The organism is Streptomyces sp. 35G-GA-8 (genome assembly GCF_023534745.1).
In the GTDB taxonomy this organism is placed as follows: Bacteria; Actinomycetota; Actinomycetes; order Streptomycetales; family Streptomycetaceae; genus Streptomyces.
Window position 1 is genome coordinate 195,500 of sequence record NZ_JAMHJQ010000002.1, and the last position, 21,006, is coordinate 216,505.

Here is a 21,006-nt window from a genome sequence, read left to right on the forward strand (position 1 = left end):
TCAGACCTGGACCCGGGACAGTCGCCCGATCAGGAGATAGCCGACCGCGTACATGGCGAAGGCGATGCCGGTGCCGATCTGCCCCAGCGCCGAGCCGGTCATCTTGTCCAGCGCGCCCGGCGTCGTGGCGTTGATCATCAGCAGAAAGCCGAGGCCGAGCAGAGGGACCGCGAGAGCGGTGACCTTGACCTGGGACAGCATCGTCGTGACCTCGCGCCGGGTCTCCTTGCGCTCCTCCAGGGTCTCGGTGAGGTTGCGCAGGGAGGTGACCACCTGGCCGCCGGCCCGGCTGGAGAGCACCAGTGTGGTGACGAGGACGACCAGCTCGCGGGACGGAAGGCGGTCGGCGAGTTCACCGAGCGCGTCGTCCATGGTCTGTCCGAGGGCGAGTTGGTCGGCGACCCGGCGAAGCTCCTCGCCCGCCGGGTCGTCGAGTTCCTCCGCCGCCATCGCCAAAGCGGTGCGCAGCGCGAGACCGGCCTGAGTCGCGTTGGCGAGCACCCGGGTCAGCTCGGGCAGCTGACCGATGAAGGCTTCCGTGCGCTTGGTGCGCTGCCAGTTGAGGAAGGCGTTACCGCCCCAGACGCCGATCAGCGCCGCGAGTACGCCGAAGAACGGCGCGAATATCGCGCCGATCACGAAATACAGGGCGAGCAGACCGGCGATCACGTAGACGATGTACTCGCCCGGCGTCAGATCGAGGCCCGTGGCGGCGATTTTGTGTTCGGTGCGCTTGCCCAGCTTGGTGGTGCGCAGTCGGCGGTCGATGGCGACGAAACGACGGCGCCGACCGATCACGTTCGCGATCTGTCCCGTTTGGGACATACGGTCGACGAGCGCCTCCCGCTGGGCCTTGCCCGACGAGTAAACGTGCACGCCGATGACCGCGAGCACACAAGTGAGCAGTGTGACACCGATCGTCAGGAGCGGGAGATTATCCATGTCGTGCGGGGACCTTCTCGATGGACGGGGGAGGGCTCTGGGCTCTGGGGCTCTGGGTGGGGTCGGCAGGGACGTGGTGTGGTGTGTGCGCGTGGTGTCAGGCCGCCGTCTTCCGCACGGCCAGTTCCGCCTCCGACTCCGCGGTCCCGAAGGCCGGTGGTACGGGTTCGCTCTTCAGATGGAGGCGTTCGGCGATCCTGCGCGGCAGCGGGTAGTACTCGAACTCCCCGTGCACCCGCCCGTCCGGAGACATGGGCTGGGCGATGAAGCGGCAGACGGAGACGATGCGGTACTCCTCGCGGCCGTGCGAATCCACGATGGCGATCTCGGTCACCCGGCGGGAGCCGTCGGCGTGCCGGGTGAGCTGCACGATGACATCGACGGCGCTGTTGATCTGGTCCTTGATCGCCACGAACGGGATCTCGACCTCCGACATGGAGGCCAGGGTCTGGAGTCGCATCAGCGCGTCCTCGGCACTGTTGGCGTGAACGGTGGCGAGCGAGCCGTCGTGACCGGTGGACATCGCCTGGAGCATGTCGAGCGTCTCTCCGCCGCGGACCTCACCGACGATGATGCGGTCGGGGCGCATACGCAGGGAGTTGCGTACGAGGTCGCGGATGGTGACCTGGCCCTTGCCCTCCACGTTCGAGGGGCGGCTCTCCAGCGTGATCACATGGGACTGCTGGAGCTGGAGCTCGGCGGAGTCCTCGATGGTGACGATGCGCTCGCCGTCGGGGATGAGTCCGGAGAGGGAGTTGAGCAGCGTCGTCTTCCCCGTACCGGTGGCCCCGGAGACGATCACGTTGAACTTCGCGCGCACCAGACCGGCCAGCAGGATCATCATCTGCTCGTCCAGCGAACCGAGGCTAATCATCTCCTGGAGAGAGAAGGCCCTGGGGAATCGCCGGATGGTGAGGATGGGGCCGGTCAGCGAGAGCGGCGGAATGATCACGTTCACACGCTCACCGGACGGCAGTCGGGCGTCGACCATCGGGTTCGCCTCGTCCACACGGCGGTTGACCGTGGAGACGATCCGCTCGATGGTCTGCATCAGCTGCTCGTTGGAGGTGAACCGCATCGGCAGCTGCTCCAGCCGGCCGCCGCGCTCGACGAAGACCTGGTCCGCGCCGTTCACCATGATCTCGCTGATGGAGGCGTCTTCGAGCAGGGGCTCCAGGATGCCGAGGCCGAGGGCCTCGTCGACGACCCGGCGGATGAGCTGGGACCGCTCGATGGTGGAGAGGACCGGGCCCTCCCTGCTGATGATGTGGCTCAGGACCCGTTCCAGACGGGCCCGGCGCTCCGCCGCGGCGAGCGCGGACATCTCGGCGAGGTCGATCTCCTCCAGGAGCTTGGCGCGGTAGACCCCGACGAGGAGACTCTCCTCGCTCTGCCCGTTCGTCGGCTCGGGGCTGTTGATGCGCGCCCGCAGGCTCATGTCCTCAACTCCCAGGTTTTGCTGATGTGCTCGGGTGGTGCGGTGGTGATGCGTAACGTCCGTGACCGGCATACGGCCGGACTGCCGGGTCAGTCGAGGGGCATGGTGGCGCTCCTCCTGGCCTCACCGAGATCGAGAATGGCGGGCAGGATGGCCGGGATCGTGACCTCCGCGGTGATCGTCACCTCGTCACCGTTCCTCTCCTTGCGGAAGACAGTCCCGTCTGCCAACCACTCGCTCATCGACGCCGATCCGGCTTCCTGGTAGTCCATGGTCGCCTCGTTGTACGTCTCGGCGCGGGCTGCCGCCCGTGCCGCCGTACTCGCCTGCTGTACGGCGTACGCGGCGATCCCGAGCTGGATGGCGATGATGGCGACGGTGATCAACAGGGTGATGACACCGACGAATTCGAGGGCGACCTGTCCCCGTTCGCGCGCGTCGTGCGCGGTGCGCTGCACCATGGTCAGCTCTCCCTTACGGCCGAGGCATGGCCCGGGACGGTGATCGGGATGTTGAGGCCGGGGAAGAGCACCGGCATTTCGAGGTCGACCTCGGCCTTCACCAGATCCTGGCCGTCGTTCTGGCATCGGATCTCGGCGTTCCAGGCCCCGGGAAGGTGCTCGGTCCCGGCCCGCTCGCACGCCTCGTTCCGCGTCTCGTACTCCGCCACCGTCCCCGCCCGCACCGCCTCGTCCGCCGCGTTCCCCGCCAGCGAGAAGGTGTAGCCGACCAGGGCGGCCTGCCAGAGCAGGATCACCGTGGCCAGAATGACCGGGACCATGCCGACGAACTCGATGGCGACCTGCCCTCGGTCATCCTCGATGGCGACCTGCCCTCGGTCATCGCGTATGTCTGTTCTTGGGACACTCATGCGTCAACGCTCCCCCTCCGGCTGGTGGGCTGGCCTCATCAGTCCTGCTGTCTCGATCGTCCGCGCAGGACCCCGACCGATCCGCGGTCCCCCTTGAGCTTGGTGTTCTTCTCCCCGCCTTCGGGCGCTCTCACCAGACCCAGTTCCCCGGCCAGCCCCCACATCGCCTGCTTCACCGTGGACTTGGACTCCAGATCCTGCATCCGGCCCGCGTCGACGGCGGCCTGGAGTTCCTTGAAGTTGGCCGGGATCGTCACCCGCGCGACGCGGGTGCTGGTGATCCGTTCGATCAGCGGCGGCTGGATCTCGGTGCTGCGGTTATGGCGGTTGACCACGATCACGGTCTCCTCCGCCTTGCGGATCTGGAGCCGGTCCCACAGCCGCACCATGCGCTTGGCCGCCCGGACCGACACCACATCGGGGGTCGTCAGCAGCAAGGTGGTGTCGGCCATCTCGATCGCCGCGGCGTTGGCGCTGTTCATCTGGGTGCCGCAGTCGATGACGACGACCTCGTAGCGGTTGCGGAGCGCGCTGACGATCTGTCGTACCGACCGTTCGTTGACCTCCTCGCCGCGCTCCCCCTCCCCCGGCGCCAGCAGCATCCCTATCCCGCTCGGGTGGAGGTAGACGGCGTCCTGGAGCACCCGGGGAGATATGTCCTGGATGGAGGCGAGGTCCACGATGGAACGGCGGAACTGCACATCGAGGTACGAGGCGATGTCGCCGGCCTGGAGGTCGAGGTCCGCGAGCGCGGTGTTCATGCCGGACGCCCGTGCCGCCAGCGCCAGTTGGACGGCGACCATGGTCGTACCGACGCCGCCCTTCGCGCCGCTGACCGTGATGACCGTGCCGCCGGGGCCGGTGAACACGTCCGCGCCCTGGCCGAGATGGCGTCGTACCCCCACCGACCAGGCCGCCGCGGCCTGTACGCGCTGGGCGAGTTCCTCGTACGAGAGCGGCAGCCCGACCAGACCGCGGGCGCCGGAGTCCATGGCCGCCGCGAAGAGGCCGGGACCGGCGTCCGTGGTGACGAGGATGACCCCGACGGCCGGGAAGCGCAGGGCCACTTCCCGGATCAGTTCGAGCGCCGGTACCGGACCGATCCGCTCATGGACCAGGACCACTTCCGGCAGTTCGTCGATCGACTCGGCGGCCAGCCTCGCCAGGGTGTCGATCAGTGAGGTGGAGTCACCGACAGGTGCGGCCGGCTCGGCGTCGGGGAGCTGGCTGAGCAGCGTCGTGATGGACCGGGCGGCATCCGCGTCTCCGACTACCGGCAGGATTCTGGTGCTCATGCCCTCACTTGTCCCCTTCGAGGGTGTAGGTGTTCTCCCCCGGGCGCAGCGTGGTGGGGCTGCCGTCGGCGAGGAGCGCGAGGCGTACGTGCTTCGCGAAGGACTCGGCGTACGCGACGCGCTGGGCGTCCTTGGTCTTCAGCGCGAAGGTGATCGGGACGGCTTTGGTGGCCGCGCTGCGGCTGCTGTTGCTCTCGTCGGGCTGCAGCGCGGTGAGCTTGCCGACGTCGAGGACCTTGGCGTTGGGGACGATGATCCGGGACTCGGCTGCGGCGTCCCGGCTGTCGCCCGCAAAGGTCGCGAAGATGTTCACCAGGTCGCCGGGGAGGATCTTCCCGGCGACACCGGTCGACGCGTCGATCATGATCGCGATCTCCTGCTCGTCATTGGCGAGCGCGGGCCGATTGACGATCATGTCGTCCTGAAGGAGCGAGCCCTGCTTGAGCTGGGTGACGGCGATCTTTCCGTTGACGACGGCCAGATCGGTCACCGCGTTCTCGGAGAGCCAGCGCTTGGGCATGCTGATCTTCTCGAACTGGCCCTCGTTGAGCGGGGTGTACGGAGCGACATCCGCCTTCAGGCGGTACGCGTCCACCTCGGGTCCGACCTTCGAATTCACGTCGCTTATCACGGAGAGGACACCGGCGAACGCGGCGAAGGCGCAGAGGACCGAGAGAAGAAGGAGTATGACGCCGCGGCGTTGCCGTGAATTCATGAGCGGTACAACCTCGTTCGGTGACGTGAGTGTGAGGGACGTGAGTATGGGGGCGGGGCGTGAGGACGGGGTGTGAGCACTCGGTGTCGCGGGCTCGGGGTGGGAGCCGATGGTGAAGACCGAGTGTGCGGTCGGTGCGTGAAGTCTGGGTGAGGAGTCGGACGTCGGATCGGCGGGTATCTGGAGTTCGGCGGGTGTCCGGAGTCGGGGGAGGCGACGGAACCCCGGGGCCGGAGGGACGCGTAGAGAGCGCTTCCGGTCGCGCGCGACGTTGCGCGTGGTGTTCCGTCCAGGTGATCTAGGTGGATGTTCCCTGGTTCAAGACAGCCGCAGAGCCCATTTGGTTCTCCGGCGGCGCGAGCGGAGCGGAACAGAATCCGCAGCGGTCACCTATGAGTTCGATACCGCACCAGGAACACACCTCTCTTCGTACGGAGGAGACCAGCTGATAGAGCACGGAGATATCAGGCAGAAAGGCGGCGAACTCGACCATCTTGGAAGTCCCCCACCAGCGTGGTGAATCCGCCGGGAGGGCGCTCTCCTGGATGCCCTGGACGCGCCACGCGGGCGCGAGGGTCTTGGTCACCCAGTCGGATTGCGACTGCCCCTTGCCGACGATGAGTTGGGTCCCGAAGTCGGGGCCGGCCAGTTCACCGGACCCGCCGATCTTGATCAGTTGGGGTGACGGGTTGGCGAGCACCCCGAACTGGGACCCGGGCACCCAGGACTTCGCATGGGTCTTGAGGCTCACGGGCACCCGGTCGAGCCTGGTCACGGAGTTGAGGAGCGCTCCGGCGTAGATGTAGTGCGAGAGCAGCCGGGCCGCGGAAGCGACGATTCCGGCACTGAAGTCACAGATGGACAATTGCCGCAGCTGGCGCACGAGTACGGCCACGCCGAGCGGCGGCAGATCAAGTTTGAGAAGCGCGATCCGATCGGTTTCCAAAACCGACCGGACGGTGTGCAGGCGTCGTTCATGAGCCGCCGTGATCGACGCGGGATAGAGCGCCACGACATAGCCGTGCTGCTCCACGAGGACCTGCATGTCGGCGAGCGCGGCGTCCAGTGGCTGGGCGTCGGGTGACTGGAGCAGCGCCGCGGTCGGCGTCTGCTGGTCCGTCGGTGGTAGCACCAGGTCAGGACTGGTGACAGCAATCGCGGTCGGCACGCTGGTTCCCCGTTCGGCTCCGGCCGCCGGAGTCCCGACGGCCGCAGTTCTCCCCTGCTGGGCGCTTCTGCTTCAGCACTTTATCCACCTCGTACTGTGCAGAGAACACCTATCAGATGACGATGCCAAGGGCTTGGGCGGCTCCCTCCGGCAAAGCCGGACGAAGCAGTCAGCTGTTCACTGCCGTTTCAACTAATATTTCATTTCGTCGAATTCCGCATCCAATCGCTCGGCTTTGGGCCCGAGTTGGGCCCACGGACCCACGAACGGGCATGACCCGCGCCCGTACGCTCCCTTTCCGATTCCGCGTGCGAAAGGCACTCGGTCACGGAGGGGGACGGGCCGATGAGACGCCGGACGGGACGCCCAACGGGCCTCCCGACGTATCACTGGATGAGACGCCGGGCGGAACGACGGACGCCGCCGGGCCACGGGCGGGACCGAGGGGCCACGGCCACCGAGTACGCGGGTGTGATCGTGGTCGTGGCGGCGGTCGTCGGGGCACTGGTCGGTACGGGAGTCGACCAGACCCTCGCCGACGGGCTGCGCTGTCTGGTCACCTTCAGCGGCCCCTGCGACGCGGGCGGCGGCGGAGGGCGGAACCAGTCCGCGCCCAAGACCGACGCCGATTACGAGCCGCCGCTCTGTCAGATCTCCTCCGTCACCGACAAGGCGGGGGCCAAGGCGAAGGTCCTCTTCATCGAGTGGGGCGAGGAGTACGGCTTCCAGCAGACGACGTTCCAGTCCAACAAGGACCTCAACAAGGACGGCAAGGTCGACGCGAACGACCAGCAGGTGATGATGACGTTCACCGACGCCGCCTCCGTCGCCGCCAAGAAGGACTGGAAACCGGGCGCGAAGATAGGCAAGTTCGGCGCGGACAAGGTCGAACTCGGCGCCGGGATCAAGGTCACCAACGGCGACACCTGGGTCTTCGACAGCGAGGAGCAGGCCAAGTCGTTCCGGGACGACATCGAGGAACTCAAGACGTACGAGCTGGCCAATCGGAACACCAACGCGCGCGGCGGCGGCCTCGGCAACAGCATCCTCTATCTCTTCGGCAAGGGCCCGATGGCCAAGGAGGAGGAGCTGCGCGACCGGATCGAGGAGAAGCTCGGCAACCGCCACATCAGCTACGGCAAGGTCGGACTGGAGGCCAGTGCGGCGGGCGGGCTCAAGCTCTCCGCCGGTGACGAGAAGAAGCTGAGCGCCACCCTCGGCGGGAACTTCAAGTTCTCGCCCGAGGTGACCTGGACCGACAACGACTTCAAGGGCACGAAGGCGTACACCTACAGCGCGGCGATCGAGTACGGCGGCAAGGTCGGGTACGAGGCCGGGCCCCTCAGCGGGGAGTCCTCCGCGTCCACCACCCAGACCGGCACGATCACCGTCACGCACGACAAGAAGACCGGTGAGCTGCTGCGCATCGACATGACCCGCACGGTCGAGAAGGGCGCCACGAAGGACGGCGCGAAGGCCGGCGGGGACAACGGCAAGAGCGGCGACGACAAGCGCGGCGGCAGCGGCGGGGCGAAGGGCACCGACGGGTCCACCGGTATCGAGGTGGTCACCAACTCGGTGGTCATCCCGCCGGGTTCCGACGGCGACGAGCAGCGCCGGATCGCCCAGGAGTGGCTGGACGGCCACGGCGACAACGCCGCGCCCTTCACCTACATGTTCGACGACCACGCGCCGACGAAGCGCCCCGGCGCGGACGATCCGTTCGGTCGGCTGCTCTTCGACGAGGGGCTTTCCAGCCGGACGAACTACACCGGGCAGACGGAGGCCGCGGAGTACGGCTTCGAGCTGAACCTGGGGCTCAGCCTCGGCTTCTCGGTCTCCACCGAGAAGAAGGAGGAGACGCTCGACAAGGCGCAGTTCCTGGGGGCACCCCATGGGGACAGCCGCACCTACCTCCCGTACAGCTACTGTGCGAACTGACCCGGCCGGCGACAGGAGCACACCAGCCATGAGGACACCCGCCATGACCACCCCGACCGGCGCGACCGGCGCGACCGGCCGGACGATCCCGAACAGCCCGAGCAGCCCGAACACCCCGAACACCCTCGACAGCGGGAAGGCACGCCGGTGGCGGGCGGCGGCCTCCGCCTGCGCCGCCTCCGCCGTCGTCGCGCTCGTGGCCGGGTGCGGTACGGACTCGACGGCCGGCGTGGTGCCCGAGGGCTGGGGCACGCTCAGGACCTCGTCGGTCACGGTCGCCCATCCGCCCGCCTTCACCCCGCAGGGCGCCGGTGAGCGGAGCGAGTACAACGCGGCGGCGGCGACGCTCGCGGAGGGCGGCAAGGACGTCGGGATGATCACCGTCCAGCTGGACTTCACCAACGCGGACTCGGTGGAGGAGGCGGCGATCGGCGCCGAGGCGGGCATAGCCCTCGGCTCGACGCTCGGCAAGCAGCGGGAGATCGAGGTCGCCGGTCCTGAGGGCAGGACGGACGCCAGACGCATCGACTTCGAGTTCACCGAGAAGGGCTCCCGGATCAAGGGCGTGATCGTCGCGGGTCTGGACTCCGCGAACACGTCCTACGCGGTACGGGTCGACGCGGCCAAGGGGAGACTCGGCGACGGCGACCTCACGAAGATCATCGACTCGATCACGCTCAAGTAGGCGGCTGTCATGGACATCCCAGGCGGTGACTATGTCTTCTTCGGGGGCATGACCCTGCTGTTCGGCTGGCTGGCGGCCCACTACGCCCGGCGGCTCGCGGCGGTGGCACGCGCGCTCCGGGCGGGCGGCCGGGCGGCCGGCACCTGCGTACGGATCGAGAGCGAGCCGTACAACCGCTCGGACGCGCGCCGGTACGTCTTCTCCTTCCGCACCCCGGACGGGCGGAGCGTCGAGTTCGAGGATCTGGCGACGGGTGCGGTGCGGGTGGGTACGCGGGTCACGGTGGCGTACGATCCGGCGGCCCCCGAGCGCACCGCGACGGTCGCGGGGCGCGGCAACTGGTCACCGGTGGCGCAGTACGTACTGCTGGTGGCGGGGTGCGGACTGGCGACGGCCTGCTTCGCGGCGGTGCTGGTGTTCACCGCGACATGAGACACATCGGGGTGCTGGGTGCTCCCCGGTCCTGGAAACCGACAGCGAAACGATCTGAAGCACGGGGATTTGATGCACGGCGAACTGTTCACCCGTCCGTTCGGAGGCGAGAGGCGATGACGCGGTACGACTACCCGAGGGCGCCGGCGCGCCGGGGCGACGGAGGCGGTGCGCCGGTCCTCGCGATCGTGCGTGCCTGGGCGGCCGGCATCGTCATGCTGCTCATCACGGAATACCTCCAGGCCACACTGGTCTACGACCACCTGGTCTCGGACGAGAAGCTGGAGACGTTCCTCGGCCGCCTGCTGCTGATCCATCTGCCGAACGCCACCTGCATCGCCGTCGCCGCCTGGGCGGCGGGACGCGCCCACCGGGATCCGTTCCGCGACGCCATGGCGCAGCATCTGACGGCGGTCCTGACCGTGCCGGTGGCCGCGCAGGCCCTCAACCTGTCGCTCCAGTGGGACGACCTGGTGGCCGAGGGGCTGCTGATGTCGAACGCGGTGCTGGTGGTCGGGTGCGTGACCGGTTACGCGGTGGAACGTCTCCAGGAGGACTGAGGGCGGGCTTCCGGGGCGCTGCCGCCGCCCCTCCGTATACGACCTGTTGCCAGAGGTCTTGACAACTTGATTGGTCTGGACCAGTTTTACGCCCGACGGTGGCCACCGTTCCCCCTCTCACGTACCTCCATCCCCGAACCCCACCGGAGGCAGCAAGTGGAACGCGCACCAGGCGGCAGAGGACGTATCAGAACCTGGATCGGCGGGACGGTGGCCGTGCTGGCCGCCGGCGCGCTGAGCCTGACCGGGCTCACCGGCACCGCGCAGGCCGCCGACATCAATGTGGCCAAGAACGCGGGCTTCGAGTCCGGGCTCACCAACTGGACCTGCTCCGCGGGCAGCGGGGCCACCGTCGGATCCCCCGTGCACGCGGGCGCCGCCGCGCTCCGGGCGGCCCCCGCCGGCCAGGACAACGCCAAGTGCGTCCAGGCGGTCGCCGTACAGCCCAACTCGACCTACACACTGAGCGCCTGGGTCCAGGGCGGCTACGCGTATCTCGGGGCCGAGGGAACCGGCACCACCGATGTGTCGACCTGGACGCCGGACAGCTCCGGCTGGAAGCAGCTCACCACCACCTTCAGGACCGGCGCCTCGACCAGGTCCGTGACCGTCTACACCCATGGCTGGTACGGGCAGAGCGCCTATTACGTGGACGACGTGTCCGTCTTCGGCCCCGACGGCGGCGGGGGCGGCGACCCCGAGCCCCAGATCCCGGGCGCGCCCTCCGGGCTGGCGGTCGGGTCGGTGACCTCGTCCTCCGTGACCCTCAACTGGAGCGCGGTGTCCGGCGCCACCGGCTACAACGTCTACCGGGGCGGTACGAAGGTCCAGTCGGCGAGCGGCACTTCCTCGACCGTGACGGGGCTGGCCGCGGACACCTCGTACGACTTCCAGGTGACCGCCACCAACGCGGCCGGTGAGTCGGCGAAGTCCGCGACCGTCACCGGCAGGACCGCCCAGAGCGGCGGCGGCAACCCGGGCAACCCGGCCGTACCGAAGCACGCGGTGACCGGCTACTGGCAGAACTTCAACAACGGCGCCGCCGTCCAGAAGCTCCGTGACGTGCAGTCGCAGTACGACATCATCGCCGTCTCGTTCGCCGACGCGACCACCACGCCCGGCCAGATCACCTTCAACCTCGACCCGGCCGTCGGCTACGCCTCGGTCGCCGACTTCAAGGCGGACATCGCCGCGAAGAAGGCCGCGGGCAAGTCGGTGATCATCTCGGTCGGCGGCGAGAAGGGCACCATCTCCGTCAACAGCGACGCCTCCGCCACCGCCTTCGCCAACAGCGCCTACGCCCTGATGCAGGAGTACGGCTTCAACGGCGTCGACATCGACCTGGAGAACGGCCTCAACTCCACCTATATGACAAAGGCCCTGCGCCAGCTGTCCGCGAAGGCGGGCGCGGGCATGGTGCTGACGATGGCGCCGCAGACCATCGACATGCAGTCGACGGCCGGTGAGTACTTCAAGACCGCGCTGAACGTGAAGGACATCCTCACGGTCGTCAACATGCAGTACTACAACAGCGGTTCCATGCTCGGCTGCGACGGCAAGGTCTACTCCCAGGGCTCCGTCGACTTCCTCACCGCCCTCGCCTGCATCCAGCTCGAAGGCGGACTCGACGCCTCCCAGGTCGGCCTCGGTGTCCCCGCCTCCACGCGCGGCGCGGGCAGCGGCTACGTGGATCCGTCCATCGTGAAGAACGCGCTGGACTGCCTGGCCAGGGGCACGAACTGCGGCTCGTTCAAGCCGTCCAGGACCTACCCGGGTATCCGGGGCGCCATGACCTGGTCCACCAACTGGGACGCGACGGCGGGCAACGCCTGGTCCAACGCGGTCGGACCGCACGTCCACGGGCTCCCGTAGTCACGTCCTAGCCCCGCCGCGGTCGCGTCGTAGCCCGTCGCACCCGCCGGGCAAGTCCGCACCACCACCCCGAGCCCCCCACAGGGCCGGCAGCGCCGTCGAACCCCACCCGACGGCGCTGCCGTGTGTCCTGGCCCGGCGAAGCCCTGCGCCCCTACCAGGGAATGTCCCGCACCTGCTGCACGCACAGCACGATGAACAGCAGCCCCGCCGCCGACAGCATCACATTGCTCAGAACGCCGTTGCGCCATTCCTTCGGCGTACGCGAGGAGTTGAGCAGCCACACCAGCGTCAGCGCCAGGAACGGCATGAAGAACGCGCCCAGCACGCCGTAGACGACCACGAGGCCGAACGGCTCGTCCAGGAAGAGGAGCGAGATCGGCGGGAAGGTCAGCCAGAGCAGATACGCGCGGAACGGCACCGAGCGTTCGCGCTCGCCCGCGGCGACCTCCTCCGTCGTCTTCCTGGACTCGTCCGCCGCCGCCCCCACGCGGTCCTTGCGGATCCGTTCCACGAAGTCCGCGAACATCAGGCTCACGCCGTGCCAGACACCGATGAGCGACGAGAACGACGTGGCGAAGAAGCCGACGAGGAACAGCTTGGCGGTGGTCGCGCCGAAACGGTCCTCCAGGATCACGCCGAGATCGATCAGACCGCGGTCGCCCTTGGTCAGCGCGATCTGGGAGGAGTGCAGCAGCTCGGCGCCGATGATCAGCATGGCGACGACGAAGAGGCCGGTGGTGATGTAGGCGACCCGGTTGTCGAGGCGCATCACCTTCATCCAGCCGGTGTTGGTCCACCCCTTCGCGTTGACCCAGTAGCCGTACGCGGCCATGGTGATCGTGCCGCCCACCCCGCCGATCAGGCCGAGTGTGTAGAGCAGCGAGCCGTCCGGCAGGACCGGGAGCAGGCCCGCGAAGCTCGCGCCGAAGTCGGGGGCGACGCGGATCGCGACGTACATGACGACCACGAACATCACGCCGATCAGGACCGTCATGACCCGCTCGAAGACGGCGTACTGGTTGAACCAGACGAAGACGAGCCCGATCAGCCCCGTGATCACCGCCCAGGTCTTGAGCCCGGGACCGTCCGGGAAGAGCGCGACGATCGGGAGCGCGCTTGAGGACATCGCCGTGGCGCCGTAGACGAATCCCCAGACGACGACGTACCCGGCGAAATACACGGTGGTCCAGCGGCCCAGGCTGCGCCAGCCCTCGAAGAGGGTGCGGCCGGTGGCGAGATGCCAGCGGCCGGCGGCCTCGGCGAGGGAGATCTTGACGACGCAGCCGATGACCGCCGCCCACATCAGGGTGTAGCCGAACTTGCTGCCCGCGATGAGCGTGGCGACGAGATCGCCCGCGCCCACACCGGTCGCCGCGACGACGATGCCGGGGCCGATATACGTCCAACTCGACTTGCGCGGACGGGAGACGGCCTCATTCGTGCCGGTGTCCGTGGTGTCTGCCATACGTGTCGTCGCCTCCCGCTTGTCTCCGTACGTGACCCGAGTCACCAAAGCGGGGTCACGATGATCGCGCAAGAGGGCCTGCCGTGAGGGTTCGGTGGCGGGACAGGATCTAAATGATCAGGCTCAGCAGCGCCGCCACCACGAAGCCCGCCACCGACAGCACGGTCTCCAGGACCGTCCAGGACTTCAGCGTGTCGCGCTCCGATATGCCGAAGTACTTCGCGACCATCCAGAACCCGCCGTCGTTGACATGCGAGGCGAAGATCGAGCCGGCCGAGATCGCCATGATGATCAGGGCGAGATGCGCCTGCGAGAGATCCTGGCCCTCGACGAGCGGCACGACGATACCGGCCGTGGTGACGATCGCGACCGTCGCCGAGCCCTGGGCGACGCGCAGGACGACCGAGATCAGCCAGGCCAGCAGGATGACCGGCAGGCCGACGTCGTTGAAGGTGTCGGCCAGCGCGTCCGCGATCCCGCTGCCCTTGAGCACCGCCCCGAAGACACCGCCGGCGCCGACCACGAGCAGGATGTTGCCGACCGGCTTGAGCGAGGCGGTGGAGACCGTCTCCAGGGACTTGCGGGACCAGCCCCGCCTGATGCCCAGCAGGTAGTACGCGAGCAGCAGCGCGATCGTCAGCGCCACGAAGGGGTGGCCGAAGAACTCGATGACCGAGCGGACCGTCGACGGGTCGAGGGCGATGGACGAGAAGGTCGCGAGCAGGATCAGGAGCAGCGGGGTGCCGATGATCGCGAGGACCGTGCCGAGCGCGACCGGCCGCTCCAGGGGCGTGACACCCGAGGCGCGCTGTTCGGCGGCGACCGCGGCCTTGGCCTCCGCCGCCGCCTCGACCATGTCCTGCGGAACGTCGACGAAGACGCGCTTCCCGATCCAGGCGGCATAGGCCCACGCGGCGAGGACGGCCGGGACGCCGACGACGACACCCATCAGGATGACCCAGCCGAGGTCCACCTCGAAGAGTCCGGCCGCGGCGACCGGGCCCGGGTGCGGGGGCAGGAAGGCATGGGTCATCGAGAGACCGGCGAGCAGCGGCATCGCGTACAGCAGGATCGATTTGCCGGACCGCTTGGCGGCGGCGTACACGATCGGCGCGAGCACGAAGATGCCGACGTCGAAGAAGACCGGGATACCGAAGACGACACCGGTGACGCCCATGGCGAGCGGGGCGCGCTTCTCGCCGAAGAGGTTCAGCAGCCGGGCGCTCAGCACCTCGGCGCCGCCGGACACTTCGAGGATCGCGCCGAGCATGGTGCCGAGTCCGATGATGATCGCGACATGGCCGAGGATGCCGCCCATCCCGCTCTCGATCATCGAGACGGCGGCGGACTTCTGGACCGTACCGAAGAGTTCGGTGACGGACAGGCCCGCCGCGAGGCCGACGGCTATGGAGACACCGAGCAGCGCCACGAAGGGCTGGAGCCTGACCTTGATGATCAGGAAGAGCAGCAGGACGATGCCGAGGGCGGCGACGGTCAGCAGACCGGCGGTGCCGTCGATCAGGAGCAGCAGACCCCCCGTGTGGGGTGGGGTCTGCGGTGGTGCGTCAGCGGCGAGCAGCATGGGGAGCCTCTGGTCGTGGGCATGGGGGGATCACGGCACGGCGCCCGGTCGGCGGGCGCCGTGCCGTACGGCGGCGCGGATACGCGTGAGACGTTCAGCGGTGCGGGTTCTCGGGACGGGTGCAGGGACAGCGACGGGGACGACGGGCGGGGACGACGGGCGGCAGGGGCCGGACAGGACCTATGGCTCAGCCGGCTCAGCCGAGGACGGCCAGCGCGTCGATCTCGATCAACAGCCCCTTGGGCAGGCCCACATACACCGTGGTACGCGCGGCGGGCGCCTCCTTCAGGCCCTGCTCGCCGAAGTAGGCGTTGTAGATCTCGTTCATCTCGGCGAAGTGGTCGACGTCCGTGAGGTAGACGCGCATCATCATGACGTCGTCCCAGCTCGCGCCGCCCTCCTCCAGGATCGCCTTGACGTTGGCGAAGGTCTGGAGGGTCTGCTCGCGCAGGGTCGGGCCCGCGACGGTGGGCGCCTGGCCCTCGACGGCCGGGAGGAAGCCGACCTGGCCCGCGACCTGGAGGATATTGCCCTTGCGGACGCCGTGCGAGAACTTCGCCGGCGGGGTGGTGTGGGTCGCGGGGGTCAGTGCGGTCTTGGCGGTCATGAAGCGTCCTTGCTGGGAGGGGTGTTGCCGGAATACTCCCTGCTGATCGCGTCGGCGGTACGACGTACCAGCGGGAGCAGGGTGAGAAGTTCCTCGGCGGTGACGACGACATTCGGCGCGGAGACCGACATGGCGGCGACGACCCGGCCGTCCGCGCCGCGGATGGGCGCGCCGACACAGTTGATGGACTCCTCGTGGCCGCCGAGATCGGTGGCCCAGCCCTGTTCGCGCACGGTCGCCAGCTCCTTGAGGAAGGCGGCGGCGTTGGTACTCGAACGGGGCGTGTACATGGGGTAGTCGAGGCGTTCGGCGAGCGCGCGGCGCTCGGCCTCGGGTAGGTCGGCGAGCAGCAGCTTGGCGACGGCGGCCACGGTGATCGCGACCGGCTTGCCGATCCGCGAGTACATCCGGACCGGGTAGCGGCTCTCGACCTTGTCGATGTAGACGACCTCGCCCTCCTCGTACACCGCGAGATGGACGGTGTGACCGCACTGGTTGTTGAGCGCGACCAGATGGGAGTGGGCGATGTCGCGCATGTCGAGGTTCTCGACGGCTTCCTGGGCGAGCGCGAAGAGGCGCGCGCCGAGGCGGTAGCGGTTGTCCTGCTGGCGGTAGACGAGCCCGTGTTCATGGAGCGTACGGAGCAGCCGGAGCGCGGTGGACTTGTGCACGCCGAGCCGGTCGGCGACCCGCCCGAGGTCGGCGGGGCCCTGGGCGAGCAGCGGCAGAATGCTCAGTGCCCGGTCGACGGTCTGGCTCATGGGGTACGTACCTCCTGCTCCGTGGCCGCCGTCCAGCCGGGGCCGAGACGAAGTGTCCCCCAGGTGGCCTCGTCGAGGCCCACGAGCCGGTCGGCTTCCGCCCGCGAGGGTGGTGTACCGAGGTCTTCGGGCACGGTGAGGGTCGCCGCGGCCATCAGATGGCCGTGCCGGAGCCGGGCGGCGGCGGGCAGACCGCGGAGGGTCGCGGAGAGGAAGCCGGCGGCGAAGGCGTCCCCGGCGCCGACGGGCGCGACGACCTCGACGCGCAGCGCGGGTACGGACGTCACGGTGTCGCCGCCGCCCGCCCCGGCAACTCCGGCAGCCCCGCCGACCGCGCCGGCCCCGCCTTCCATGCCCCCGGCCCCCGAGCCCGCGCCCGCCCCGCCCCGTTCGTACACCGTCGCCCCCGCGCCGCCCCGCTTCACCACCAGCGTCGCCGGCTCCGGGAGCGCGGCCCGGATCGCGTCCCCGCCGTGCAGGTCCCACGCCTCGGCCGCCTCGTCCTCACCGACGAAGACCAGATCGGCGCCCCGGGCGAGGTCCAGCAGAACGCGGGCGCCCGAGCCGTCGCGCCAGAGCCCGGGGCGGTGGTTGACGTCGAAGGAGATCAGCGGGCGTCCCGGCGCGGGGGCGGTCAGCTCGCGCATCAGGGCGAGGCAGTCGTCCGAGAGCGCGGCCGTGATGCCCGACACATGCAGCACGCGCCCGGCCCACAGGTCGTCGTACGACAGGGTCCCCGGCGCCATCGCGGAGGCGGCGGAGCCCGCACGGTAGTAGGCGACCTCGTGCGCGTCGGTGGCGCGGTCCGTCGCCGTACGGAAGTAGATGCCGGTGGGCCGGTCCGGGTCGCGGCGTACGCCCGAGGTGTCGACGCCGTACGCGGCGATCGCGTCGAGGAGATGGTCGCCGAAGCCGTCGGCGCCGACCCGGCTGACCCACTTGACGGTGTGCCCGGCGGCGGCCAGCGCGCAGGCGACATTGGATTCGGCGCCGCCGATCGTACGGGCGAAGGAGGGGACGTCGGCGAGGCGGCCCGGGAGCGAGGGCAGGAAGGTGACCATGGATTCACCGAGGCAGACGACCTCCACGCCGGGGTGGAGGTCCATGTCTACGGTTCCGGTCACTGTGGGCTCCTCGCCGCTCGACCGGCCCTGGGCCGGTCACCGTGCCGGGTCACCATTGACCCGCTGTCGGCTCGGATGTTAGACAGCCCTCAGCGATATGCGCAATGGCCATTGCATGTAGTGCAACGAGATCGATATTGGGGAGGCTCCATGGCCGCCGGCCGACGAACGGACGAGCTCAACGGACTCAGCGGGTCTCAGGAAGTCAGCGGGCTCCAGGAAGTCAGCGGGCTCCAGGAACTCAGCGGGCTCCAGGAGCTGAGCGACGAACGCGTCGACCACCGCTTCAAGGCCCTCCCGCCGGACGCGGACGGCCTGACCGTCGGCGCGCTCGCCGCCGAGCGCCGCTCGCTGTTCACCGGTGGCTTCACCACCCCGGTCCTCGCCCTCTCCGCCGAATCGGTCGAGCACAACCTCACCCTCCTGGAGACCTACTCCGAGCGGCACGGCCTCGCCTTCGCCCCGCACGGCAAGACCTCCATGTCCCCCCAGCTGTTCGCGCGCCAGCTGGAGCGCGGCGCCTGGGGCATCACCGCAGCCGTACCCCACCAGGCCCGTGTCTACCGCGCGTTCGGCATCCAGCGGATCTTCCTCGCCAATGAAGTGGTCGACGCGGCGGCCCTGCGCTGGCTCGCCGCCGAGCTGGACCGCGATCCGGGCTTCCGCTTCGTCTGTTATGTCGACTCCGTACGCGGTGTCGAGCTGATGGACGAGGCCCTGCGGGCCGCCGGCGCCGCCCGTCCGGTGGAGGTCGTGGTCGAGCTGGGCGCGGGTGAGGGGGCGCGCACCGGCGCGCGTACGGAGGCGGAGTGCGCGGCGGTCGCGGACGCGGTGGCGGCCGTACCGACCCTGCGGCTGACCGGGGTCGCCGGTTACGAGGGCGAGGTGCCGGGGGCCGACGGCGAGTCCGTGCGCGCCTGGCTGCGCCGACTGGTCGCGCTGGCGGTGGAGTTCGACGCGGCGGGGCGGTTCGGGGACACGGACGAGATCGTGGTCAGCGCGGGCGGCAGCGCCTGGTTCGACGCGGTCGCCGATGTCTTCACCGAGATCCCCGCCCTCTCCCGGCCCGTGCTGAAGCTGCTGCGCTCAGGCGCGTACGTCTCGCACGACGACGGCCACTACCGCCATCTCACCCCCTTCAACCGCGTCCCCGAGGAGGGCTCCCTCCAGCCGGCCTTCCGGCTCTGGGCGCAGGTCGTCTCCCGCCCGTCGCCCGGGCAGGCGTTCGTCAACGCCGGCAAGCGGGACGCGGCGTACGACCTCGATCTGCCGGTGGCGCGGGTGGTACGGGACGGCCGCACCGGCGAGATCCGCCCGGCGACGGGCATCACGGTGACGGGCCTGTCCGACCAGCACGGCTGGCTGACCACGACATCCGAAGCCGCTCTGGAGGTCGGCGACTGGGTCGGGATGGGGCTGTCCCACCCCTGTACGTCGTTCGACAAGTGGCAGCTGATCCCGCTGGTGGAGGCGGACGGCACGGTCACCGACCTCATCCGTACGTTCTTCTGAGGAGCCCGACATGGATCTCGTCATTCGCGACGCACGGGTCATCGACGGCACGGGCGGGCCTTCGTACCGCGCCGATGTCGGCCTCGAGGACGGCCGCATCGCGGCGATACGGCGCGAGGGCGAGCCGCGCCCGTCCGGCGCCCGCGTGCTCGACGCCGCCGGGCTCGCCCTCTCCCCCGGCTTCATCGACATGCACGCGCACAGCGATCTCGCCCTGCTGCGGGACCCCGACCACTCCGCGAAGGCCGCGCAGGGCGTCACCCTTGAGGTGATCGGCCAGGACGGGCTGTCGTACGCGCCCGTGGACGACGCGACCCTCGCACAGGTCCGGCAGGCGATCACCGGCTGGAACGGCGACGGTTCGGATATCGACTTCGACTGGCGCACGGTCGGCGAATATCTCGACCGGCTGGATCGGGGCATCGCGGTCAACGCCGCGTATCTGATCCCGCAGGGCACGGTCCGTATGTACGCGGTCGGCTGGGACGACCGGCCCGCGACGGACGCCGAACTGGACCATATGAAGCGGCTGGTGGCCGAGTCGATGGAGCAGGGCGCGGTCGGGATGTCCTCGGGGCTGACCTACACGCCGGGCATGTACGCGGCCGATGCCGAACTCACGGAGCTGTGCCGGGTGGTGGCGGACTACGACGGCTACTACTGCCCGCATCACCGCTCGTACGGCGCCGGGGCGCTCCAGGCGTACGAGGAGATGGTGACGCTCACCCGGCAGGCGGGCTGCGCCCTCCATCTCGCCCACGCCACCATGAACTTCGGCGTGAACAAGGGCAGGGCGCCCGAGCTGCTCGCGCTGCTCGACGAGGCGCTGGACGCGGGCGCGGACATCTCGCTCGACACGTATCCGTACACCCCGGGGTGCACCACGCTCGTGGCGATGCTGCCCAGTTGGGCGAGCGAGGGCGGTCCCGACGCCATCCTGGAGCGGCTGCGCGACGAGACGACCGCCGAGAGGATCCGCCACCACATGGAGGTGATCGGCGCGGACGGCTGTCATGGCGTGCCCATCGAGTGGGACACCATCGAGATCTCCGGGGTCTCGGCCGCCGGTCTCGCCGGCCATGTCGGCAGGACGGTCGCGGACTCGGCGGCGCGGGCGGGCGAGGCCCCGTGGACCACGGCCCGCCGGCTGCTGATCGAGGACCGGCTCGGCTCGACGATCCTCCAGCATGTGGGCCACGAGGAGAACGTGCGGCAGATCATGCGCCACCGCGTCCACACGGGCGGCAGCGACGGCATCCTCCAGGGCGCCAAGCCGCATCCGCGCGCCTACGGCACGTTCCCGCGGTATCTGGGCCGGTACGCGCGGGAGTTGGGCATCCTCTCCCTGGAGGAGTGCGTGGCCCACCTCACCGCGCGCCCGGCCGCCCGGCTCCGGCTGGCCGACCGGGGCCTGGTCCGCGAGGGCTACCGCGCGGACCTGGTCCTCTTCGACCCGGACACCGTCGCGGCGGGCTCCACCTTCGAGGAACCGCGCGTGCCGCCGGTGGGCATCCCGTATGTGCTGATCGACGGCCGCTTCGTGATCGAGGACGGCCGCCGCACGAACGTGCTGGCGGGCCGCGCGATACGCCGTACGACCTGACGTACCGGCCCCGGCCCTGCCGTGGCTCAGACAGCCACGAGCGCCACCCGCGCCCCGCAGAGCCGGGCCATGTCATCCACATCCGAGGTAAGCATCACCACCGGACCGGGCTGACGCATCGCGGTGACGGCGACCATCGCGTCCAGGGCGTACTTGTGCCCATGCAGCCCGGTCTCCTGGAGCAACTGAGCGGCTTCCTTGGCCCACCCCACGCTCAGCGGCTCCAGACGCACCTGAGACAGGACGTAGTTCCAGCGGGCGTGCTTGATACGCCCATGCTGGACCTCGATGAGAGTCGCACCGCTGACCACCCGGTCCGCCCCCCGATCAACCGCCGACCGCACGAGATTCATCACAGCCCGGTCCTGCTCCAGGTAGAGCGAGAGACCTTGGCTGTCGAGCACCGGACTGCCCCGCCCGTCCGACGGCC

20 protein-coding genes are annotated in these 21,006 nt (G+C 69.3%); 7 read left to right on the forward strand and 13 right to left on the reverse strand.

Annotation, left to right across the window (positions count from 1 at the left end):
• The 7 genes from M1203_RS03995 to M1203_RS04025 form a co-directional block, all read right to left on the reverse strand.
• The gene (locus tag M1203_RS03995) at positions 1 to 942 is read right to left on the reverse strand and encodes a type II secretion system F family protein (RefSeq protein ID WP_249948082.1); all 942 of its coding nucleotides are present in this window, start codon (positions 940 to 942) and stop codon (positions 1 to 3) included.
• Between the two features lie 97 nt (positions 943 to 1,039).
• A complete protein-coding gene (locus M1203_RS04000; protein ID WP_249948083.1) occupies positions 1,040 to 2,380 on the reverse strand; it encodes a CpaF family protein in 1,341 nt (446 codons plus the stop codon).
• An 89-nt stretch (positions 2,381 to 2,469) separates the two neighbouring features.
• Complete coding sequence (locus M1203_RS04005) at positions 2,470 to 2,841, reverse strand: TadE/TadG family type IV pilus assembly protein (protein ID WP_249948084.1); 372 nt, start codon at positions 2,839 to 2,841, stop codon at positions 2,470 to 2,472.
• 2 nt (positions 2,842 to 2,843) lie between these two features.
• Positions 2,844 to 3,251: a TadE family protein gene (locus tag M1203_RS04010; protein ID WP_249948085.1), complete on the reverse strand. Its 408-nt coding sequence runs from the start codon at positions 3,249 to 3,251 to the stop codon at positions 2,844 to 2,846.
• A gap of 38 nt (positions 3,252 to 3,289) precedes the next feature.
• The gene (locus M1203_RS04015) at positions 3,290 to 4,546 is read right to left on the reverse strand and encodes an AAA family ATPase (RefSeq protein WP_249948086.1); all 1,257 of its coding nucleotides are present in this window, start codon (positions 4,544 to 4,546) and stop codon (positions 3,290 to 3,292) included.
• 4 nt (positions 4,547 to 4,550) lie between these two features.
• Positions 4,551 to 5,261: a Flp pilus assembly protein CpaB gene (cpaB, locus tag M1203_RS04020; protein WP_249948087.1), complete on the reverse strand. Its 711-nt coding sequence runs from the start codon at positions 5,259 to 5,261 to the stop codon at positions 4,551 to 4,553.
• A 298-nt stretch (positions 5,262 to 5,559) separates the two neighbouring features.
• Complete coding sequence (locus tag M1203_RS04025; protein ID WP_249948088.1) at positions 5,560 to 6,429, reverse strand: hypothetical protein; 870 nt, start codon at positions 6,427 to 6,429, stop codon at positions 5,560 to 5,562.
• A gap of 393 nt (positions 6,430 to 6,822) precedes the next feature.
• Between M1203_RS04025 and M1203_RS04030 the strand changes: the two genes are divergently transcribed.
• The 5 genes from M1203_RS04030 (at position 6,823) to M1203_RS04050 (ending at position 11,919) form a co-directional block, all read left to right on the forward strand.
• Positions 6,823 to 8,370, forward strand: coding sequence for a hypothetical protein (locus M1203_RS04030; RefSeq protein ID WP_249948089.1), 1,548 nt, complete (start codon positions 6,823 to 6,825; stop codon positions 8,368 to 8,370).
• A gap of 43 nt (positions 8,371 to 8,413) precedes the next feature.
• Positions 8,414 to 9,055, forward strand: coding sequence for a hypothetical protein (locus tag M1203_RS04035; protein WP_249948090.1), 642 nt, complete (start codon positions 8,414 to 8,416; stop codon positions 9,053 to 9,055).
• Positions 9,056 to 9,064: 9 nt separating this feature from the next.
• Entirely contained in the window at positions 9,065 to 9,487 is a 423-nt protein-coding gene (locus tag M1203_RS04040; RefSeq protein WP_249948091.1) for a DUF3592 domain-containing protein, read from the forward strand.
• A 116-nt stretch (positions 9,488 to 9,603) separates the two neighbouring features.
• Entirely contained in the window at positions 9,604 to 10,047 is a 444-nt protein-coding gene (locus tag M1203_RS04045; RefSeq protein WP_249948092.1) for a hypothetical protein, read from the forward strand.
• A 156-nt stretch (positions 10,048 to 10,203) separates the two neighbouring features.
• Positions 10,204 to 11,919: a glycoside hydrolase family 18 protein gene (locus M1203_RS04050; RefSeq protein WP_308404833.1), complete on the forward strand. Its 1,716-nt coding sequence runs from the start codon at positions 10,204 to 10,206 to the stop codon at positions 11,917 to 11,919.
• 154 nt (positions 11,920 to 12,073) lie between these two features.
• On the opposite strand, the gene M1203_RS04055 is transcribed toward M1203_RS04050, so the two are convergent.
• The 5 genes from M1203_RS04055 to M1203_RS04075 form a co-directional block, all read right to left on the reverse strand.
• Positions 12,074 to 13,387, reverse strand: a complete 1,314-nt coding sequence (locus tag M1203_RS04055) for an Nramp family divalent metal transporter (RefSeq protein ID WP_249948093.1) — start codon at positions 13,385 to 13,387, stop codon at positions 12,074 to 12,076.
• A gap of 109 nt (positions 13,388 to 13,496) precedes the next feature.
• Complete coding sequence (locus M1203_RS04060) at positions 13,497 to 14,969, reverse strand: GntP family permease (RefSeq protein ID WP_249948094.1); 1,473 nt, start codon at positions 14,967 to 14,969, stop codon at positions 13,497 to 13,499.
• Between the two features lie 196 nt (positions 14,970 to 15,165).
• Positions 15,166 to 15,576 carry a RidA family protein gene (locus M1203_RS04065; protein ID WP_249948095.1) on the reverse strand — a complete coding sequence of 137 codons (411 nt, stop codon included), beginning with the start codon at positions 15,574 to 15,576 and terminating at the stop codon, positions 15,166 to 15,168.
• Positions 15,573 to 16,337 (reverse strand): IclR family transcriptional regulator, encoded by a 765-nt coding sequence (locus M1203_RS04070; RefSeq protein ID WP_249948096.1) that lies wholly within the window; start codon positions 16,335 to 16,337, stop codon positions 15,573 to 15,575. The genes M1203_RS04065 and M1203_RS04070 overlap by 4 nt, the downstream gene beginning before the upstream one ends.
• Positions 16,334 to 17,443, reverse strand: coding sequence for a sugar kinase (locus tag M1203_RS04075; RefSeq protein ID WP_249948506.1), 1,110 nt, complete (start codon positions 17,441 to 17,443; stop codon positions 16,334 to 16,336). The genes M1203_RS04070 and M1203_RS04075 overlap by 4 nt, the downstream gene beginning before the upstream one ends.
• A gap of 168 nt (positions 17,444 to 17,611) precedes the next feature.
• On the opposite strand from M1203_RS04075, the gene M1203_RS04080 reads away from it, so the two are divergent.
• Together M1203_RS04080 and M1203_RS04085 are read left to right on the forward strand one after the other, a co-directional pair.
• Complete coding sequence (locus tag M1203_RS04080; RefSeq protein ID WP_249948097.1) at positions 17,612 to 18,973, forward strand: amino acid deaminase; 1,362 nt, start codon at positions 17,612 to 17,614, stop codon at positions 18,971 to 18,973.
• 10 nt (positions 18,974 to 18,983) lie between these two features.
• Positions 18,984 to 20,576 carry an amidohydrolase family protein gene (locus M1203_RS04085; protein ID WP_249948098.1) on the forward strand — a complete coding sequence of 531 codons (1,593 nt, stop codon included), beginning with the start codon at positions 18,984 to 18,986 and terminating at the stop codon, positions 20,574 to 20,576.
• Between the two features lie 26 nt (positions 20,577 to 20,602).
• On the opposite strand, the gene M1203_RS04090 is transcribed toward M1203_RS04085, so the two are convergent.
• Positions 20,603 to 20,980, reverse strand: coding sequence for a DNA-binding protein (locus tag M1203_RS04090; protein WP_249948099.1), 378 nt, complete (start codon positions 20,978 to 20,980; stop codon positions 20,603 to 20,605).
• Between the last annotated feature and the right edge of the window lie 26 nt (positions 20,981 to 21,006).